This window comes from Pseudomonas sp. PS01301, assembly GCF_029960215.1.
Taxonomy (GTDB): Bacteria; Pseudomonadota; Gammaproteobacteria; order Pseudomonadales; family Pseudomonadaceae; genus Aquipseudomonas; species Aquipseudomonas coleopterorum.
Map to the genome: position 1 here is coordinate 1 of NZ_JASCPM010000042.1, position 19,117 is coordinate 19,117.

Genomic DNA, 19,117 nt, shown 5'->3' on the forward strand with positions numbered 1-19,117 from the left:
GGCAGAGCCCGCTCCCACAAGGGGCGGTGCAAACTCTGTGGGAGCGGGCTCTGCCCGCGAAGAGGCCAGTCCAGCCACAGCATTTGCATCCGACCTTGTGTGAGTAGACCTGCCACCTCATTCCTGCTTGGGCGGCGCCTGTTCATAGCGTGCGTTGAAAGCCTGCACGAAGCCGTTGCGCAGGATCTGCCAGAACGCCTGCAGCGGGCTGATGTCCTGGCGATGCACGTTACCGCTGAGTTCGACCCGGGTCGCGAACTGGTTCTGCGACTGGTTCTTGAGCACCGTCTCGGTCCCACCGACCACCGCCTCCCAGATCGAACGGAAGAAACCCTTGTCCTTGTTTTCCACGTCCTGCTGCCAGTTGAACACATCGACGTTGTGCAGCAACGGCTTGATGTAGCCACTCAGGCGGGCATTGTCGGCATCCGCCTCGATCACGATATCGCCCGTGCCGGCGTTGAAATCGAACTTGCCATAGGCACCGGAGAAGTCATTGAGCCGACGCAGCTCGATCCCGGTGGCGCGCAGGCGAAATTCGAAGTCTTCGAAGTTGCTGAACGGATCGAACGTGGCAGTGCTTTCCACCGGGGCCTGGCCGAACAGCTTGGCATGGCCTTCGAAACGCGCATCGCGCTTGCCTTCCAGGTCTTCCACATTGGTCAGGTTGTAGAGGCTGGCATTGACTTGGTTGGCGCTGATGTTGACCTGGGGTTTGGACGAGAAATTGCGGAAGCTGATCTTGCCGTCGTTGACCCGCACCTCGTTCAGGGTGATCGGCAGCAGCTTGTTCATCTGGTCGCGCCAGTCAGTACCGGCACCGGTCTGAGTGGCCTGTTTGTTGGCGCCACCGTCGACGAAGTTAAGCTCCGGGCGCAGGAATTCCACCCGTGCCACCACCGCGTGGTCGTACCACAGGGCGTGCCAGCTCACGGCGATGTCGATCACCGGCGCGTCGAGCAACGGTACCGGCACCTTGCCGCTGGTCTTGATGATCTGCAGGCCATTGATCTGATAGGCGCCGCGCCACCAGGCCAGGTCGACGTCGCTGACGCGGCCCTTGTATTCGCCCATGTCGGCGAGCTTGTCGTTGAGGTAGTCGCGCACCAGGTAGGGCAGGGCGATGTGCAGGGCGAGCACCAGTACAACCAGGCCGGTGAAGGTCCAGAGCGGCCAGCTGTAGCGACGTTTCATGGCAGAATCTCCCGAACGATGGTTAGCCATTGACTGTCCACAGTCTCATCCGTTCGCTGGACTCGCCCCCATCACGGGCTTAACCTTGGATTTTTCCTGCTGCAGCACAAGGACCTTTTCGCCATGAGCCGCATTTACGCCGACAACGCCCACTCCATCGGCAACACGCCGCTGGTGCAGATCAACCGCATCGGCCCGCGCGGGGTGACCCTGCTGGCCAAGATCGAGGGGCGCAACCCCGGCTACTCGGTCAAGTGCCGCATCGGCGCGAACATGATCTGGGACGCGGAAAGCTCCGGCAAGCTCAAGCCGGGCATGACCATCGTCGAGCCCACTTCGGGCAATACCGGCATTGGCCTGGCTTTCGTGGCCGCCGCGCGCGGCTACAAGCTGATGCTGACCATGCCTGCGTCCATGAGCCTGGAGCGGCGCAAGGTGCTTAAGGCGCTGGGTGCCGAACTGGTCCTGACCGAGCCGGCCAAGGGCATGAAGGGTGCCATCGAAAAGGCGGGCGAGATCGTTGCCAGCAACCCCGAGCTGTATTTCATGCCGCAGCAGTTCGACAACCCGGCCAACCCGGCCATCCATGAGAAGACCACCGGCCCGGAAATCTGGAACGACACCGACGGCGCCGTCGATGTGCTTGTAGCCGGCGTGGGGACCGGCGGGACCATCACCGGCATCTCGCGCTACATCAAGCAGGTTCAGGGCAAGTCGATCCTCAGCGTTGCGGTCGAGCCGCTGACCTCGCCAATCATCACCCAGGCCATGGCCGGCCAGGACATCACTCCCGCGCCACACAAGATCCAGGGCATCGGCGCCGGGTTCATTCCGAAGAACCTCGACCTGTCACTGGTGGATCGTGTCGAGCTGGTCAGCGACGACGAAGCCAAGGCCATGGCACGGCGCTTGATGCAGGAGGAAGGCATTCTCTGCGGCATTTCCTGCGGCGCCGCCATGGCAGCCGCCGCCAAGCTGGCGGAGAAGCCGGAAATGCAAGGCAAGACCATCGTGGTCATCCTGCCCGATTCGGGTGAGCGCTACCTGTCGAGCATGCTCTTCAGCGACCTGTTCACCGAGACTGAACTGCAAGCCTGACGCAGCGGCGTGCCTCACCGTAGGAGCGGTCTGCGGCCGCGAAGATCACGCCGCGATGCACCTGACCCACCGCGCGGATCTTTTCGCGGCCGATGACCGCTCCTACGGGCCTGCACCGGCTGTATGCCGACCGCTGCCCCGCGCCTTTCATTTCCAGCCGAGCCCCCAGGGTTTATCATGGCGCACTGCCCATTCGAGGATCCGCTCCATGACCCTTTCCTTCGCCGCCAAGGCTGCCGTGCTGTTGCTGTTCATCGGCAGCACGCTCTACGTGCACCTGCGGGGCAAGGCGCGTCTGCCGGTGCTGCGCCAGTTCGTCAACCATTCCGCTCTGTTCGCGCCCTATAACGCCTTGATGTACCTGTTTTCCAGCGTGCCGTCCAAACCCTATCTGGACCGCAGCAAATTCCCCGAGCTGGATGTGCTCAAGGACAACTGGCAGGTCATCCGTGACGAAGCCATGCACCTGTTCGACGAGGGTTACATCCGCGCCGCCGAGAAGAACAACGACGCCGGCTTCGGTTCGTTCTTCAAGAAAGGCTGGAAGCGTTTCTACCTCAAGTGGTACGACAAATCCCTGCCATCGGCCAACGCGCTGTGCCCCCGCACCGTGGAATTGGTCAACAGCATTCCCAACGTCAAGGGCGCCATGTTCGCGCTGCTGCCCGGCGGCAGCCATCTGAACCCACACCGCGATCCATTCGCCGGTTCGCTGCGCTATCACCTGGGCCTGTCGACGCCCAACTCCGATGCCTGCCGCATTTTCGTCGACGGCCAGGAATACGCCTGGCGCGATGGCGACGATGTGATGTTCGACGAGACCTACGTGCATTGGGTCAAGAACGAAACCGAACACACTCGGGTCATCCTGTTCTGTGACATCGAGCGGCCGCTGAGCAATCGCTTCATGGCGAGCCTCAACAAGCGCGTCAGCGCGTTCCTGGGGCGCGCCACCGCGCCGCAGAACCTGGACGACGAGCGCGTCGGCGGCATCAACCAGGCCTACGCCTGGAGCAAGACCTTCAGCGATCGCTTCAGCGGCAAGGTCAAGCAGTTCAAGCGCGCCAACCCCAAAGCCTACCGCGTCCTGCGCCCGGTGCTGGCGGTGGTTGTGCTGACCGCGTTGGGGTACTGGTTGTTTGGTTGATCCCAAGGGCTCCCACACCACCTGTGGGAGCGGTCTCTGCCCGCGAAGGCGTCAGTATAGGCAATACACCTCCCACCCCCTGTCACACCTTGTCCAACCTCCCCACCTGAGGATGCATACGATTCGCTTTTACAATCGAATCGTAAGGAAGTTCCATGCATCCTCCACTTTCTTTGCGGCCCCTGGCCGTGATGATTGCCCTGGCCACTGCCGGGGTGGCTCGAGCCGAGCCGATCGAATTGACCGCCCCGACCGTCCTCGATGAGGTGGTGGTCACAGCATCCGGCTTCGAGCAAAACGTGGAGGATGCACCGGCCTCCGTCACCATCATCACCGGCGACGAACTGCGCAAGAAATCCTACAACGACCTCGGTGATGCCGTACGCAACATCGAGGGTGTGATCGTCAACGGCAGCGCCAACGAGACCGACATCTCCATCCGCGGCATGCCACCGGACTACACCCTGATTCTGGTCGACGGCAAACGCCAGAGCAGCCGCGAAACTCGTGTCAACGGCAACCGCGGCTACGAGCAGAGCTTCGTGCCACCGGCCGAAGCCATCGAACGCATCGAAGTGGTCCGCGGCCCGATGTCTTCGCTATACGGCTCGGACGCCATCGGCGGCGTGATCAACATCATCACTCGCAAGGTCTCTCCCCAGTGGGGCGGCTCGGTGTCCTACGATTACGCGGCGCGCCAGCACAGCGATCAGGGCAACGCTCGTCAGACCCAGTTCTACCTCAACGGTCCACTGGTGGAGAAGTACCTGGGCGTGCAGGTCTGGGGCCGCTACCTCGACCGCCAGGCCGACGATGACGTGGAGGTCACCAACGGCTTTACCAAGGCCGACCACAAGGACCTCACCGCGCGCCTGGCCTTCACCCCCAACGAAGACCACGACATCCTTCTGGAAGGCGGCGCCACGCGCTTGAAGAACGGCGACGGCACCAGCGTCAACTGGGCCACCCGCGAGCAGGAAAACAACCGCGACCACTACTCACTCTCTCACCAGGGGCGCTGGGGCTGGGCGACGTCGGACGTGTCCCTGGCCTATGAAAAAGCCAGCCGCGAGGGCAAGGCCGCAGCCAATCAGCCGGAAATCCTGGGGCGCAAACCGGTGGTGGAAAACACCGTGTTCGATGCCAAGCTGGTCATCCCCACGGCCTACAACATCACCACCACCGGCCTGCAATGGAACCGAGCGCAATTGAGCGACTGGAACCAGGGCCTGATGGACCGCCGCAACTACGAGTTCTCGGTGACCCAAAAAGCCCTGTTCGCCGAAAACGAATGGTCGGTGACCGACGACTTCGCCTTGACCACCGGCGCCCGCGTCGACGAGCACGAGCAATACGGCACCCACGTCAGCCCGCGTCTCTATGGCGTCTGGCGTGCTACCCCGGACTGGACCTTCAAGGGCGGCGTAGCGCGCGGCTTCAAGGCCCCGGAGATTCGCGCCGTGGTGCCCGGTTACGCCACCATCCGCCGCAACACCTACGTGAACCTGGGCAACCCGGACCTGAAACCGGAAACCAGCACCAACTACGAACTGTCGGCGCTGTGGTCCAACCGCAATAACCTGTCGGCCGGCGCCACCGTGTTCCACAACGTGTTCAAGGACAAGCTGTCCACGGAAAACACGGCCCGCCGCTGGAACGGCTACATCGTCCAGGACCGCATCAACGTCGATGAAGCGACGATCACCGGTGCCGAGGTCAACGGCCGCTGGGACATCACTCGTGCCTTTGCCGTGAAGGGCAACTACACCTACACCGATTCGGAGCAGAAGAGCGGCAGCAACGCAGGCGCACCGCTGTCGCTGACACCCGAGCACAAGGCCAACGTCAGTGCCGACTGGACCCTGTCCGACCGCGCCCAGGCGTGGGCTTCGGTCAACTACTATGGCCAGGAATACGGCACCACCCTCAGTGGCGAACCGGCCCCGGCCTACACCACGGCCGACATCGGTGGCTCGTACGAGCTGACCCGCGACATCACCCTCAAGGCGGCGGTGTACAACCTGGCCGACAAACGTCTGGATGACGACACCTACGGCACGGTCAACTACGGTCGCACGTTCTGGATGGGCACCACGCTGCGCTTCTGACACGCCAAGGCTCTACCGGAAGGATCAGCCCGGCAGCCGCACCAGGGCCGCCAGCCCCGGTGTCCGGTTTTCCAGCACCAACTCGCCGCCATGGGCCTGCACGCAGGCGCGTGCGATCGCCAACCCCATGCCCAGGCCGCCACCGTGGCTGGGGTCGGCGCCGCCCTTGCCCAGTTGCACGAAGGGCTCGAACACCTGTTGCAGCCAGGCGGCGTCGATCCCCGGTCCGTGATCGCGAGTCTCGATGCATAGCCCGCCTGACGCTTCCCGGTACAGGCGCACCTGGGCATCACCGCCATGGCGCAAGGCATTGTCGATCAGGTTGGTCAGCGCCCGCTTGAGGGCCAGTGGTCGACAGCGGCAGGCCACCGGCGCTGAGCCTGGCCAGTCGATGGGCGTGCCCAGGGTCTGGTAGCGTCGAGCGAGATCGCTCAGCAAGTCACTCAGCGAAACCTCGACGGTGGCCTCCTGCACCGCATCGCCGCGCACGAAGTCCAGGGTTTCGCTGACCATGGCGCGCAACTCGTCGAGGCTGTCGAGCATGTCCTGGCGCAGCTCGGGGTCTTCGAGCAACTCCACCTGCAAACGCAGCTCGGTGATGGGCGTATTGAGGTCGTGGCTCAGCGCGGCCAGCATGCGCGTGCGGCCCTCGACATGGCGGGCGATACGCTCCTGCATCACATTGAACGCCAGGGTCAGTTCCTGTGCCTCGCGCGGGCCCGACAACGGCAGCGGGGCGATCCATTCGCCCCGGCTGACGCGTTCGGTAGCCAGTGCCAGACGCTTGACCGGCGCGACGACGCGGCGCATGAAAAAAATCACGATCAGCAGCACCGGGATGGTACTGACCGGCACGCTGTAGGCCAGCAGTCGGCCCCATTCATAGGCACCGGCAGGTGCCTGCTCGGCGTTGAGCTGGGTGCCGTCGGGCAGGCTCATCGAGCTGCGCAGGCGCAGGGCCTGCCAACCGGCGCGTTTGAACAGGTGCTCGCGGGCCGGCCCGCCGCTGCTGCGTTCCAACTGCAGGACAACCACCACTTGGTCGGCAAGCACCAGACGCTGACGCACGGCTGTGGCCAGGCGTCGCTCTTCGGTGTGCATGGCAAAAGGCTGGACCTGGGCTGCGGAAGCCACCCAGAAGCGCGCGTCGGCAGTGCCCATGGCGTCGAGCAGGCGCCGGGCGTCGGCCGCCGGCAGATCGCGCGCCGCTTGATAGGCCGTAGCCAGACGCTCGACCACCAAGGTGCGTGACAGCGGGTGTACCAGCGATCCGGTACGTTGCAGCAACAGCATCGCGATGAGGTTGGACGCCAGCAGCGCCAGCAGCAACAGCACACCCAATTGCCGGGTCATGGTCCGTGGCCAGGCCCGGCGCAGCCCCTTCATGCCGGGTACTGAACGACGTTCGCCGCCAGGCGGTAGCCACCACCCCACACGGTCTGCAACAGCATCGGCTGCAAGGCGCTGTCGGCCAGCTTGCGGCGCAGACGGCTGATCTGCCGATCGATGGCGCGATCGAACAGATCGCTGCCCGGCCGCGAGGTCAGCTCGATCAAGCGCTCGCGACCCAGTACGGTATTGGGGTGCTCGAGAAACACTTCCAGCAAGCGGCCTTCCACGGTGCTCAGACGCACCTGGCTCTGGTCGGAACGGGTCAGCGTGTTGCAGCCGCTGCGAAAGCTCAGGTCGGCGAACTCGAAACGACGCAAGGGGGCGGGCAGCACTGACATGGCTTCGCCGGGCGTGCCGCGCCTGCGCAGTACGCTGTGGATGCGCGCCACCAGTTCGCGCGGTTCGAACGGCTTGATCACGTAGTCGTCGGCACCGGCATCCAGCCCCTGGACACGGTCGGCGCAGGCGTCGCGTGCGGTCAGCAGAATCACCGCGGCCGCCGACTTGTGCGCCAGCGCGCGACACAGCTCGAATCCATCGCCATCGGGCAGCATGACGTCGAGAATCAGCACGTCGAACACGTCATGCTTGAGCAGCGCCCACATGCCCGCCGCGTCCTCGGTGGTGCGGACGTCGAAACCGAAACGGCGCAGGTAGATGGCCAGCGGCTCACGGATCTTGCGGTGGTCATCGACCACCAGCAGACGAGGAGGGGAAGGATTCATGATGGCTGCGTTCGCGGATGATTCTCATTCGGAACGCGATCTTACAGCAAGCTCGATAACCGTGCAGCAGCACCGGACGGGGGCGGCGGGCGCCGACCCCGTCCGGCCGGTGTCACGCCTGAGCGTTCTTGAACGCCAGACGGAACCGGTGCAGCAACGGCTCGGTGTAGCCGCTGGGTTGCTCACAGCCCTGGAAGACCAGCGCACTGGCGGCCGTGAACGCCACCGAGTTCTGGAAGTCGGCCGCCATCGGGCGGTACGACGGATCCCCGGCATTCTGCTGATCCACCACGCGGGCCATGCGCTCCAGGGTTTCGACGATCTGCTCGCGGCTGACCACGCCGTGGGTCAGCCAGTTGGCCATGTGCTGGCTGGAGATGCGCAGGGTCGCGCGGTCTTCCATCAGCCCGACGTCGTGAATGTCCGGTACCTTGGAGCAACCGATGCCCTGTTCCACCCAGCGCACCACGTAGCCCAGCAAGCCCTGGGCATTGTTGTCCAGTTCCTGACGGATCTCCTCGGCGCTCCACTGTGCATTGGCCACCACCGGGATGGTCAACAGGTTGTCCAGCAGCGCATCGTGCTCGGCCTTGGCGTCGATCTGCTCCAACGTCTGCTGCACTTCGCTGACATTGACCTGGTGGTAATGCAGTGCATGCAAAGTGGCTGCGGTGGGCGAGGGGACCCAGGCAGTATTGGCACCGGCTTTGGGATGACCGATCTTTTGCACCAGCATGTCGGCCATCAGGTCGGGCATGGCCCACATGCCCTTGCCGATCTGCGCCTTGCCGCGCAGGCCGCAGGCCAGGCCGGTGAGCATGTTGTTGCGCTCGTACGCCGCAATCCAGGCGCTGCCTTTCATGTCGCCCTTGCGCATCATCGGGCCGGCCTGCATGGCGCTGTGGATCTCATCGCCGGTGCGGTCGAGGAAGCCGGTGTTGATGAACGCCACGCGGGTCGATGCAGCGCCGATACAGGCCGCCAGGTTCACCGAAGTGCGGCGTTCCTCGTCCATGATGCCGATCTTCAGGGTATTGCGCGAAAGGTTGAGCAGGTCCTCGATGGCGGCGAACAACTTGTCCGCGAAGGCCACCTCGGCCGGGCCGTGCATCTTCGGCTTGACGATGTACAGGCTGCCCGTGCGGGAGTTGCTTCGACGTTCCAGGTCATACAGCCCGATCAGGCTGGTGATCACGCCGTCGAGAATGCCCTCGGGGATCTCCCGGCCTTCATCGTCGAGGATCGCTGGATTGGTCATCAGGTGGCCGACGTTGCGGATCAACAGCAGCGAACGGCCATGCAGGGTCAACTCGCCGCCTGTTGGCGTGTGGTACTGGCGATCCGGATTGAGGCGGCGGGTGATGCGCTGGCCGCCTTTCTCCAATTCCTCGGTGAGATCGCCACGCATCAGGCCCAGCCAGTTGCGGTAGATCGCCACCTTGTCACTGGCATCCACCGCCGCTACCGAGTCTTCACAGTCGATAATGGTCGACAGGGCCGCCTCGAGCAGCAGGTCTTTCACACCTGCAGCGTCGGTACGGCCGATGGGCGAGGTGGGGTCGATCTGAATCTCGATGTGCAGCCCGTGGTGCTTGAGCAACACCGCAACCGGCTGTTGCGCGTCGCCCTGAAAGCCGACGAATTGACTCGGATCGGCCAGTCCGGTCACGCCGCCATCGGCCAGGCTCACCTGCAACTGGCCTGCTTCGATACGATAGCCGTTGGCGTCGCGGTGCGAACCCTTGGCCAGCGGGGTGCTCTGGTCGAGCAGGTCGCGGGCGAAGGCGATCACGCGGTCGCCGCGAACCTGATTGTAGCCCTGGCCCTTGGCCGCGCCGTCGCTTTCCGGAATGGCGTCGGTGCCGTACAGCGCGTCGTACAAGGAGCCCCAGCGGGCATTGGCGGCGTTCAGGGCGTAACGGGCATTGGTCGACGGAACTACCAACTGCGGACCGGCCACCAGGGCGATTTCGTCATCGACATCGCGGGTGCTGATTTCCACGCGGTCTGGCTGGGCCACCAGGTAGCCGATGGCGCGCAGGAAGCTGCGGTAGGCGGCCGGATCCTGAATCGGTCCGGGGTGCGCACGGTGCCACTTGTCCAGTTCGGTCTGCAAGCGGTCGCGTTCGGCCAGCAACAAGCGGTTCTGCGGTGCGAACTCGTGAACCAGGGCGTCGAAACCGGTCCAGAACGCTTCGGATTCCAACCCGCTGCCAGGCAGCACTTCGTTCTCGATGAAATCGTACAGGGTGGCGTCGACTTGCAGACGCTGGGCTCTCATGCGGTGCTTCATTGCGGTCTCCTTGGATACGGGGAAGGAATTCAGGCCAGGGCGGCAGCGCCGGCCTTGGCGATCTGGGCATCTTCAGCGGGCTTGACCCCGGACACGCCGACCGCGCCGATGACCTGGCCTTCGTGGATCAGCGGCACGGCGCCTTCCAAACACGTCATCAGATTACCGGACAGGAACGCGGTCCGCCCGTTGTTGACCATCTCTTCGAACACCACCGATTCCTTGCGCCCCAACGCCGAAGTGCGTGCCTTGCCCGGTGCGATGTAGGCCGTGCTGGCGGCGGCGCCGTCCAGCCGTTCGAACGCTAGCAGGTGACCGCCGTCGTCGACCACGGCAATGCCCACCGCCCAGTTGTTCTTCTGCGCTTCGGCGCGGGCAGCGGCGAGGATGCGGGTGACGTCTTCCTGGCCAAGAATCGCTTTGCTTTGCATGTGCTTCTCCAGTGCTGTTGTCGAGGGGTTCAAATAGCAATGTGTCAAAAGTGGGTGTCAATCGGCCATGGCCTGTTCCACCAGTTCGATCCAGTGCCGCACCGGGGTGCGTGCGGCCCCGTCCAGATGATTCTGGCAACCGATGTTGGCGGTGGCGATCACTTGCGGCGCACCGCTTTCCAAGGCGTTCAGGCGGTTGTCGCGTAGTTGCCGCGACAACACCGGCTGGGTCACCGAATAGGTGCCGGCCGAACCGCAGCACAGGTGGCCGTCCGGCACATCGGTCAAATGAAAGCCCAAGCGTCGCAATAGCTGTTCGGTCACGCCACCCAGCTTCTGCGCGTGCTGCAAGGTGCATGGGCAGTGGAAGGCCATGCGCAGGTCGGTGTGAACGGCCAATCGCTCCACCGGCTCGTCGCGCAACACCTCGACCAGGTCCTTGGCCAGCCGGCTGACTGTCTGGGCCTTGGTCGCGTAGGCCGGATCCTGTTCCAGCAGGTGCCCGTAATCCTTGATGAAAGCGCCGCAGCCACTGGCGGTCTGCACGATGGCTTCGGCGCCTGCTTCGATCGCCGGCCACCAGGCGTCGATGTTGTGCCGCGCTCGCTGCAGGCCGCGCGCTTGATCATCCAGGTGGTAGTCCACCGCACCGCAGCAGCCGGCCTGACGAACCGCCGTGACGCTGATGCCCAGCCGGTCCAGCACGCGCGCGGCGGCGGCATTGGTATTGGGCGACAGTCCCGGCTGTACGCAACCTTCGAGCATCAGCACGCGACGTGCGTGTTGCGTGGCAGGGCGGGCCACGGCCGCGTGGACCTGGCGCGGCAGTTTGTCCTTGAGGCGTTGCGGTAGCAGTGGGCGAAAGGTCTGGCCCAGCTGGATCAACGCCTTGAATGCGCTCGGGTGGGGGGCCAGTGCACGCAGACCGCCGCGCAGCCAGCGTTGTTCCACAGGCCGCGGCACCGCCTGGTCCACCACTGCGCGACCGATGTCCAGCAGGTTGTGGTAGTCCACCCCCGAGGGGCAGGTGGATTCGCAGTTGCGGCAGCTCAGGCAGCGATCCAGATGCTGCTGCGTGTGCGCCGTCACTTCGTGGCCTTCGAGCACTTGCTTGATCAGGTAGATGCGTCCGCGCGGCCCGTCCAGCTCGTCACCCAGCAATTGATAGGTGGGGCAGGTTGCATTGCAGAAGCCACAGTGCACGCAACTGCGCAGAATGCGTTCGGCTTCCTCGGCGCGTGGCAGCAAACGGGCCTGATCACTCAATTGGGTCTGCATGGTTCAGGACTCCTGTTTCACAGCTGCGCGTAGAGGCGGCCGGGGTTGAAGATGCCTTGCGGGTCCAGCTGCGTCTTGAGCTGGCGGTGATAGCGCAGCAGCAAGTCGGGCAGGGGCTGGAACGGTTCGGGGGTGGTCCCGGCGGTGTAGCAGGCGACATGCCCGCCGACCGCCTCGACCACTTGCCGGATCGACGCGGCGCTGGCGCTGGATTTCAGCCAGCGCTGAGCGCCGCCCCAGTCGATCAATTGCTCGCCGGGCAGATCGAGGATGCCGGTGTTGTTGGGCAACGACAGGCGCCAGAGCGCTTCGGGCTGGGCGAAGAAGGGCAGGCGATGCTCGTTCAGGTCATCCCAGAACACCGAGTCGATGGGCTCGCCGCCGATGCGTTCATGGGCAGCAGCCACCGATCCCTCGCCGCCTTCCAGGCGCAGGTAAAGCGCCTCATCGCTGTGGCATGCAGCACTGATCGGCATTGGCTGCTGGCCCCACTCGGCGAGCTTGAGCAAGGCGCGCTCGGCATCGCAGGCCAGCTTGATGCTGAAACAGGCGCGCGGTTTGGGCAGCACCTTGAGCGACACTTCAGTCAGCACACCCAGGGTGCCGAAACTGCCGGTCAACAGTCGCGACAGGTCATAACCGGCGACGTTCTTCATCACCTCACCGCCAAAACGCAAGTGCTTGCCCTGGCCGGTAATCACCCGCGTGCCTAGCACATAGTCGCGGGCCGAACCGGCCCATGGCCGTCGCGGTCCGGACAGTCCGGCAGCGACCGTGCCGCCCAGGGTGGCCTGCTCGCCATAGGCCGGTGGCTCGAACGGCAGCATCTGTCCCGCCTGCTCGACGGCGGCCCGCAGAGTCTGCAAAGGCGTACCGGCGCGTGCGGTGATCACCAGCTCAGTGGGGTCGTAGCTGACGATGCCACAATGCACGCGGGTATCGAGCCGCTCACCGGCACCAATGCGGCCCAGGAACGCCTTGCTGTCACTGCCCTGGATGCACAGCGGACGGTCGTCGGCCAGGGCCTGTCGCACCTGATCCAGCAGTTGCTCGCTGGCGTCGAAATCGCGGTCGGCCATCAGAAGCGCTCCAGCTCGGGGAATGGCAGTTGCCCATGGTGGATATGCATGGCGCCGAATTCGGCGCAGCGCTGCAGGGTCGGAATGTTCTTGCCGGGGTTGAGCAGGCGATCGGGGTCGAACGCGGCTTTCACGGCATGGAACAGGGTGAGCTCGTCACTGTTGAACTGCGCACACATCTGGTTGATTTTCTCGCGGCCCACGCCGTGCTCGCCGGTGATGCTGCCACCCACCGCCACGCACAACTCCAGAATCTTCCCACCCAACGCCTCGGCGCGTTCGAGCTCGCCCGGCTGGTTGGCATCGAACAGGATCAGCGGATGCATGTTGCCGTCCCCGGCATGAAATACGTTGGCCACGCGCAGATCGTACTGCTCGGACAGTTCGGTGATGCCCTTGAGCACGCCCGGCAGGGCGCGGCGCGGTATGGTGCCGTCCATGCAGTAGTAATCGGGCGAGAGCCGACCGACCGCCGGGAAGGCGTTCTTGCGGCCGGCCCAGAAGCGCAGGCGTTCGGCTTCGTCCCGGGCCTGGCGCACCTCGGTCGCACCGGCCTCGGTCAACACCTGGTAGACGCGCTGGCAATCGTCATGCACATCGGCTTCCACGCCATCGAGTTCGCACAGCAGAATCGCCTCGGCGTCCACCGGGTAGCCCGCGTGAATGAAGTCCTCGGCGGCGCGAATGGCCAGGTTGTCCATCATTTCCAGACCACCGGGAATGATCCCTGCCGCGATGATATCGGCGACCGCCGCGCCGGCTTTTTCCACCGAGTCGAAACTGGCCAGCAACACCTTGGCCACCTGCGGCTTGGGCAACAGCTTGACGGTAACCTCGGTGATGATGCCCAGCATGCCCTCCGAGCCGGTGAACAGGGCCAGCAGGTCGAAGCCAGGCGAGTCGAGGGCATCGCTGCCCAAGGTCAGGCGCTCACCCTCGATGGTGAGCATCTGCACCTTGAGCAGGTTGTGCACGGTCAAGCCGTATTTGAGGCAATGCACACCACCGGCGTTTTCCGCGACGTTGCCGCCGATCGAACAGGCGATCTGTGACGAAGGATCCGGGGCGTAGTACAGACCATACGGTGCCGCCGCCTGGGAGATCGCCAGGTTGCGCACACCCGGCTGCACCCGTGCCGAACGCTTGACCGGATCGATGTCGAGAATCTGCTTGAAGCGCGCCATGACCAGCAGCACACCTTGTTCCAGCGGCAACGCCCCGCCGGACAGCCCGGTGCCCGCACCGCGTGCAACCACCGGTACCTTTCGCTCGTGACACAGCTTGAGCAACACCTCCACCTGTTCGAGCCGCTCGGGCAATACCACCAGCAGCGGTACGCTGCGATAAGCGCTCAGGCCATCACACTCGTAGGGGCGAAGGTCTTCGGCACGGTGCAGCACGGTCAGGTCAGGGAGTTGTGCGTGCAATGCCTGCACCAGAGCGGTTTTGTCCACCTTGGGCAGGACGCCGTCGATGCGTTCGTCGTAGAGGATGTTCATGGGCGCAGGTCACCGGCTTGTCGTTCTTATGCGCTCAACAGTGGTCGCAAACCACATGCCTGTCTACGCCTGGAACCACTGGTAGGACCAGTTCTTTTCACCTCGGGGCTTCTCTCGGTGCCTCTACTGGCTTATTTTCAGGGTCTCGCCGACAGTTCCCGGGGAATCCCGGGCAATGGTCCTACCAGCAGGCATGATATGCACAACAAACCTCAGATTGCCGATGTCGTGTGCGAGCGCATCGAGCGGCTTATCGTCGACGGCGTTCTCAAGACTGGCCAGCCTTTGCCATCGGAGCGGCGCCTGGTGGAAAAGCTCGGGGTATCACGTAATGCACTGCGCGAAGGCCTCAAGCTGTTGCGCGCCCGCGGCATCATCGCCACCGAGCAGGGCCGCGGTTCGTTCGTAGCGTCCTTGTCGCCGGCCAACGATGCCACGCCCTTGATGCACCTGTTCAGCTCCCAGCCGCGAACGCTTTACGATCTGTTCGAAGTGCGCTCGCTGCTCGAAGGCGAGTCGGCCCGGCTGGCTGCGCTGCGCGGTACCCAGGCCGATTTCGTGCTGATCGAACGCAGCTATCAGGCGCTGTTGGCGGCCCACGACCAGCCGCTGGACGCCACACGGCACGCCCACCTGGACCATGCCTTTCACTTGGCCATCTGCGATGCCTCGCACAATCCGGTGCTGGTGCAGACCCTGCGCTCGCTGACCGACCTGCTGCTCAACTCGGTGTTCGCCTGCGTGAACAACCTGTACCACCGCCAGCCGCAGAAACAACAGATCGACAAGCAGCACGCCAGGCTCTACACCGCCGTGATCAATCGTCAGCCCGAGCAGGCGCGCAAGGCAGCCGTCGCGCACATCGAAAGTATTTGCGCGAATCTGCGCGAGATCGAAGGAGAGGAGCAGCGTCTGGTCAGGGCGACGATGCGCCTGGAGGGGTGGGCCTGAAGCGCCGGACTAGGCGTTCTTCAGGCACTTGAGGTTGGCGAAGTCCTCGCGCAGCTCACCCAGCTTCCGCTCGATACGCGTGCGCTGTTCCGGTGTACTGTCGGCGGCCAGCCCCACCATCAGGTCGATGGCCGCCTGCTCGGTGCGTGCATAGGCAACTTTATATTGCGGGGTCCATACCGTTTCACGCTGCTGCAGTAATTGCGCGATGCGTGCCGGGAATTCGGCGGATTGACGTTGCTGCAGGGCGGCCAGCAACTGGTTCTGCCAATGTTCGCGGTTGTCGATCCATTCACGGTTCTGCGCACCCAGACTCTGCGACCAGGCCTGCACCCGTTGCTGCTGCTCGTCGGTGAGGTTGCCGAACCATGGGGTGAGACGCTTGCTCATGCGTTTGGCGCGCTCGTCGATCTGCGCCTGCAACGGCGGCTCCACGTATTCCTTGCGGCGCTTGGCCAAATCGTCGCTCAGCGACTGCTGCAACGCGCGGACCTGATTGTCATCCAGACCTTGCAGCAACTCCACCGCCGATGGCGTGACTTGCACAGCAATCGCCGAGATCGCCTGTTTCGCCTCGGCCGTGCGTTCGCGCAGCGCCGGCGCCGTCACCTGCTGCTCGGCGACCATGCGCTGGACCTTGTCCAGCCACTGCAGGTTGTCGGCCAGTTGCGTGGTGCAGTGCCAGCGCAGGTGCTCCTTGAGGCGCTCGTCGAACCAGCTCTTCTGCTCGCGATTCATGTCCAGGTAGTCGTTCATCGACCAGGGAATGATCACATCCAGATTGCGGTAGGCCAGATCCACCCGCGTGCAGCCACCGAACAGCAGACACAGGCCCAGCAGCATCCAGCAGTGCAACAGGCGACGAGACAGAAGATTCATGGCGGCGGTCCGTGCGATGGCGTTGTTGTGGTTATAGAGCCATGCCGGTGCGTGCGGTTCAGCACGATGTGGAAAAACCCGAGGTCAGAAAAACGCGTGCTGGGCCTTGAGCATGAACATACTGTCGCACTGGCCATTCTGACCGGAGTAAGCGGCGCAATTGGCCCCGCTCAGGTCCGAACCGCTGTAGATGAAATCCAGATCGAAACTGCCGATGGGCCGTGACATCTGCAGCGACCAGTCATTGAAGGCGCGTACTTCCTGCCCTTCGCCGATGGTGAAGGGAGTCGAGAGCTGATGGTTGCTGACTTTCATGGTAAAGCCCACATCCAGCAGTGGCAGGCCACCGAGGTCGGCGAACAACGTGCTGTTCTGGCCGTCGGGCGTATTGTTGAACGCAGCACCGAAGCGCCGGTCCAGCACCCGCAGACCGGCATAGAGCGCATGGGTGGAGGGCGCATCCACTTCCGGATAGCTGTACTGGATCACGCCGACTTCATAACCCAGGGAGTTGTCGAACGGATGCTTGTAGCCCAGGTAGGAGTCGACTTCCAGATTGCTGGAAGAGGCCAACCCCATGTTGGGCGACCACTGGCCGAAATACACCCCACTGTCGTGGGTCAGATCCAGTCCGCCGTGGAACGAACTGCCGGTACTGGGCTGGACCAGGCCCGCAGCCATGCTGCGCGACGGTGTGGTGCCGAGCTTGAGGTTGAAATCGCCGATGTCACGCTGGATGACCTGGGCGTAGAGAGAAGGGTGGACCGCAAGTCCGGCTATCAATAACCAGCTGGGTCTGAGCATGCCTACCTCCAGTAAGCCTGGACGGCCCGATCTAGAAGGCTGCAAGCATACCGCTCAAGGGCGATGCGAGGCTGCCATTCGTCGATTCGAGGGGACAAGGGTGATGCGGGGAGAAAGAGGATGCGGAAGTTTTGCCCGGCGCGGCGGCCGGGCTGCAAACTTACTTCTTGCCCAGGCTGATGTGCTTGGACGGGGTGAAGGTCTGGCCGCTCACGCCCTTGGCAATCTGCTGGATCTCGCCACCGGACTTGAGAAACGCGGCGATCTGTTCGTTGATCGATTCGCTGGTTTCAACGGCGGGGGCGGGCTTGACTTTGCTGTTGGATGCTTTAACGCGCATGGCTGCCATTAACCTGTCAAAAATTAATATGGCCAGGCATTGTACATGATTTATCCATTCCCGGCTGACCGCACGGACCAGTGGTGCCGATCGATGCCGCCGCAGCCCTTTGAAATCAAGGATCTGGCGCACCAACTACCTCGGCGCCAACGGCGCATCGGACGCCTTGCGCAGCGAGCCGAAGGGTTCTCGGGTAGAATGCCCAGCCAGGTGACGAGGAATATTCGAAATGGCTTTAGTCGGGCGCTACAACGCATTGCAAGTGGTTAAACACACGGACTTCGGTCTGTACCTGGATGGCGGCGCGGACGGCGAGATCCTGCTGCCCAACCGCTACATCCCCAAGGATATTCCCAGCGAAGACGAAGACTGGCTGAACGTCTTCGTGTACCTGGACAGCGAAGACAAGCTGCTGGCCACCACCGAAAAGCCCAAGGTGCAGGTCGGCGAGTTCGCCAGTCTCAAGGTCGTTGAAATCAACAGCATCGGGGTCTTCCTCGACTGGGGCCTGCCCAAGGACCTGCTCCTGCCGTTTTCCGAAGAAAAGCGCCAGATGAAAGCCGGCGAGTACTGCGTCGTGCACGTGTACCTGGACAAGCGCACCCGCCGCATCACCGCCACCGCGCGCCTGGACCGCTATCTGGACAAAGTGCCGCCGGCCTATCAGGTGGGTCAGGAAGTCGATCTGCTGGTGGCCGAAGAAACCGACATGGGTTTCAAGGCCATCATCAACAACGCCCACTGGGGCTTGATCCACAAGAACGAAGTGTTCAAGTTCCTGCGCTCGGGCAAGCAGGAGAAGGGCTACATCAAGGAACTGCGCAACGACGGCAAGATCGCCCTGAGCCTGCAGCCGGTCGGTGCCCAGCTGGCCAGCAGCCTGAACGCCCAGATCCTCGACAAGCTGCGCGCCAACCAGGGCACGCTGCCGGTCAGCGACAAGAGCGATCCGCAACTGATCAGCGACCTGTTCGGCGTCAGCAAGGGCAACTTCAAGAAAGCCATCGGCGCCCTGTACAAGGACGGCCAGATCGTCATCCACGCCGACCGCATCGAACTGGTCTGATGCCCGTTGCGCAGCCCGCTGTCAGGGCTGCAGGAACGGCGCGAAGCCGACGCCGCTGCCAGCGGGGCGTACGTCCTTGAGAAACGAATCCTTGTCGGCGCTCAGCTCCAGGCTGACGGTCGACTTGCGCTTGCCAGCGTTGCGCACCACCAGGCCTTCGATGTGCTCGCGCAGGAAGGCGGTCGTCACTTTCACGTGCAGCAGCTGATCGCTGGCAGGGGTGTGCAGCAGCAGGTGAATCCATTCGTACTGGCCGATCTGCAGGCGGGCCACCGGAATGTCGAACCACCAGATGTTGCGCTTTGGGTCCAGCAAGGCGAAATGGCAGTTGTTGACGCCGAGCACCGCGCCACCCAGTTCCTTGTTGCGACGGGCGATGGCTTGAGGTTTGTCGAGTTTCATGAAAATTCCTACTGGTATGACGCTTCGGCACTGACCGAATCCGACCGGCATTCTGCGGGCAAATCGCTGGAACATAAAGCTCCGACCAACCGCCGGTGTCTGCCAGATGACCGCGGCGTCTTTTGCCGCGCAAAATAATTTGAAACTCTGGCGACCCGACGTCGGTCAATTCTTGTGTCGAGACAAGACATTCCTAAATGACCAGGAGACTTATCATGAGCGGCACTTCAGACAAGATCAAAGGCGTGGCCAACGAAGCCGTTGGTAACATCAAGCAAGGCGTCGGCAAGGTCACCGGTAACGAAGAACTGCAGGTCAAAGGCGCAGTTCAAGAGAAGAAAGGCGAAGCACAGCAAGTCGAAGGCGACGTGAAAAACGCCGTCAAAGACACTGTGAAAAAACCCTGAAGTAGAGTGTTCTCTGCTTGAATG

At 63.3% G+C, this 19,117-nt stretch carries 18 protein-coding genes; 6 read left to right on the forward strand and 12 right to left on the reverse strand.

Annotated features, from left to right (window positions below):
* Positions 1–117: 117 nt before the first annotated feature.
* Positions 118–1,194: a DUF748 domain-containing protein gene (locus QMX89_RS18360; protein WP_049862473.1), complete on the reverse strand. Its 1,077-nt coding sequence runs from the start codon at positions 1,192–1,194 to the stop codon at positions 118–120.
* 123 nt (positions 1,195–1,317) lie between these two features.
* Here QMX89_RS18360 and cysK point away from each other — a divergent pair, with 123 nt between their 5' ends.
* From cysK to QMX89_RS18375, 3 genes are all read left to right on the forward strand, one after another.
* Complete coding sequence (cysK, locus tag QMX89_RS18365; protein ID WP_049862474.1) at positions 1,318–2,292, forward strand: cysteine synthase A; 975 nt, start codon at positions 1,318–1,320, stop codon at positions 2,290–2,292.
* 208 nt (positions 2,293–2,500) lie between these two features.
* Positions 2,501–3,439: an aspartyl/asparaginyl beta-hydroxylase domain-containing protein gene (locus tag QMX89_RS18370; protein WP_049862475.1), complete on the forward strand. Its 939-nt coding sequence runs from the start codon at positions 2,501–2,503 to the stop codon at positions 3,437–3,439.
* A 155-nt stretch (positions 3,440–3,594) separates the two neighbouring features.
* Positions 3,595–5,547, forward strand: coding sequence for a TonB-dependent receptor (locus QMX89_RS18375; protein ID WP_282349296.1), 1,953 nt, complete (start codon positions 3,595–3,597; stop codon positions 5,545–5,547).
* Between the two features lie 24 nt (positions 5,548–5,571).
* Here the strand turns inward: QMX89_RS18375 and QMX89_RS18380 are convergent, their stop codons facing one another.
* From QMX89_RS18380 to glcD, 7 genes are all read right to left on the reverse strand, one after another.
* Entirely contained in the window at positions 5,572–6,900 is a 1,329-nt protein-coding gene (locus QMX89_RS18380) for an ATP-binding protein (RefSeq protein WP_282349297.1), read from the reverse strand.
* Positions 6,901–6,929: 29 nt separating this feature from the next.
* On the reverse strand, positions 6,930–7,664 hold the full coding sequence (locus tag QMX89_RS18385; RefSeq protein ID WP_282349298.1) for a response regulator transcription factor: 735 nt from the start codon (positions 7,662–7,664) through the stop codon (positions 6,930–6,932).
* A 112-nt stretch (positions 7,665–7,776) separates the two neighbouring features.
* Positions 7,777–9,957, reverse strand: a complete 2,181-nt coding sequence (locus QMX89_RS18390) for a malate synthase G (RefSeq protein WP_282349299.1) — start codon at positions 9,955–9,957, stop codon at positions 7,777–7,779.
* A 29-nt stretch (positions 9,958–9,986) separates the two neighbouring features.
* A complete protein-coding gene (locus QMX89_RS18395; protein ID WP_049862480.1) occupies positions 9,987–10,388 on the reverse strand; it encodes a heme-binding protein in 402 nt (133 codons plus the stop codon).
* A 57-nt stretch (positions 10,389–10,445) separates the two neighbouring features.
* Positions 10,446–11,666 carry a glycolate oxidase subunit GlcF gene (gene glcF, locus QMX89_RS18400; RefSeq protein WP_282349300.1) on the reverse strand — a complete coding sequence of 407 codons (1,221 nt, stop codon included), beginning with the start codon at positions 11,664–11,666 and terminating at the stop codon, positions 10,446–10,448.
* Positions 11,667–11,683: 17 nt separating this feature from the next.
* Complete coding sequence (gene glcE / locus QMX89_RS18405; protein WP_282349301.1) at positions 11,684–12,745, reverse strand: glycolate oxidase subunit GlcE; 1,062 nt, start codon at positions 12,743–12,745, stop codon at positions 11,684–11,686.
* Complete coding sequence (gene glcD, locus QMX89_RS18410) at positions 12,745–14,244, reverse strand: glycolate oxidase subunit GlcD (RefSeq protein ID WP_282349304.1); 1,500 nt, start codon at positions 14,242–14,244, stop codon at positions 12,745–12,747. Before glcD ends, glcE begins: the two co-directional genes overlap by 1 nt.
* A 198-nt stretch (positions 14,245–14,442) precedes the next feature.
* Here glcD and glcC point away from each other — a divergent pair, with 198 nt between their 5' ends.
* Positions 14,443–15,195: a transcriptional regulator GlcC gene (gene glcC, locus QMX89_RS18415; protein ID WP_056844267.1), complete on the forward strand. Its 753-nt coding sequence runs from the start codon at positions 14,443–14,445 to the stop codon at positions 15,193–15,195.
* Positions 15,196–15,204: 9 nt separating this feature from the next.
* Here glcC and QMX89_RS18420 read toward each other — a convergent pair whose 3' ends face one another.
* From QMX89_RS18420 to QMX89_RS18430, 3 genes are all read right to left on the reverse strand, one after another.
* Positions 15,205–16,038, reverse strand: a complete 834-nt coding sequence (locus QMX89_RS18420) for a DUF6279 family lipoprotein (RefSeq protein WP_282349328.1) — start codon at positions 16,036–16,038, stop codon at positions 15,205–15,207.
* 120 nt (positions 16,039–16,158) lie between these two features.
* Complete coding sequence (locus QMX89_RS18425) at positions 16,159–16,878, reverse strand: TorF family putative porin (RefSeq protein ID WP_049862486.1); 720 nt, start codon at positions 16,876–16,878, stop codon at positions 16,159–16,161.
* A 160-nt stretch (positions 16,879–17,038) separates the two neighbouring features.
* Positions 17,039–17,227 carry a hypothetical protein gene (locus QMX89_RS18430; RefSeq protein WP_177327984.1) on the reverse strand — a complete coding sequence of 63 codons (189 nt, stop codon included), beginning with the start codon at positions 17,225–17,227 and terminating at the stop codon, positions 17,039–17,041.
* Between the two features lie 220 nt (positions 17,228–17,447).
* Between QMX89_RS18430 and QMX89_RS18435 the strand changes: the two genes are divergently transcribed.
* Positions 17,448–18,284 carry a S1-like domain-containing RNA-binding protein gene (locus QMX89_RS18435; RefSeq protein WP_282349305.1) on the forward strand — a complete coding sequence of 279 codons (837 nt, stop codon included), beginning with the start codon at positions 17,448–17,450 and terminating at the stop codon, positions 18,282–18,284.
* A gap of 21 nt (positions 18,285–18,305) precedes the next feature.
* On the opposite strand, the gene QMX89_RS18440 is transcribed toward QMX89_RS18435, so the two are convergent.
* On the reverse strand, positions 18,306–18,686 hold the full coding sequence (locus QMX89_RS18440) for a hypothetical protein (protein WP_049862488.1): 381 nt from the start codon (positions 18,684–18,686) through the stop codon (positions 18,306–18,308).
* Positions 18,687–18,901: 215 nt separating this feature from the next.
* Between QMX89_RS18440 and QMX89_RS18445 the strand changes: the two genes are divergently transcribed.
* Positions 18,902–19,093 (forward strand): CsbD family protein, encoded by a 192-nt coding sequence (locus QMX89_RS18445; RefSeq protein ID WP_049862489.1) that lies wholly within the window; start codon positions 18,902–18,904, stop codon positions 19,091–19,093.
* Positions 19,094–19,117: the final 24 nt, after the last annotated feature.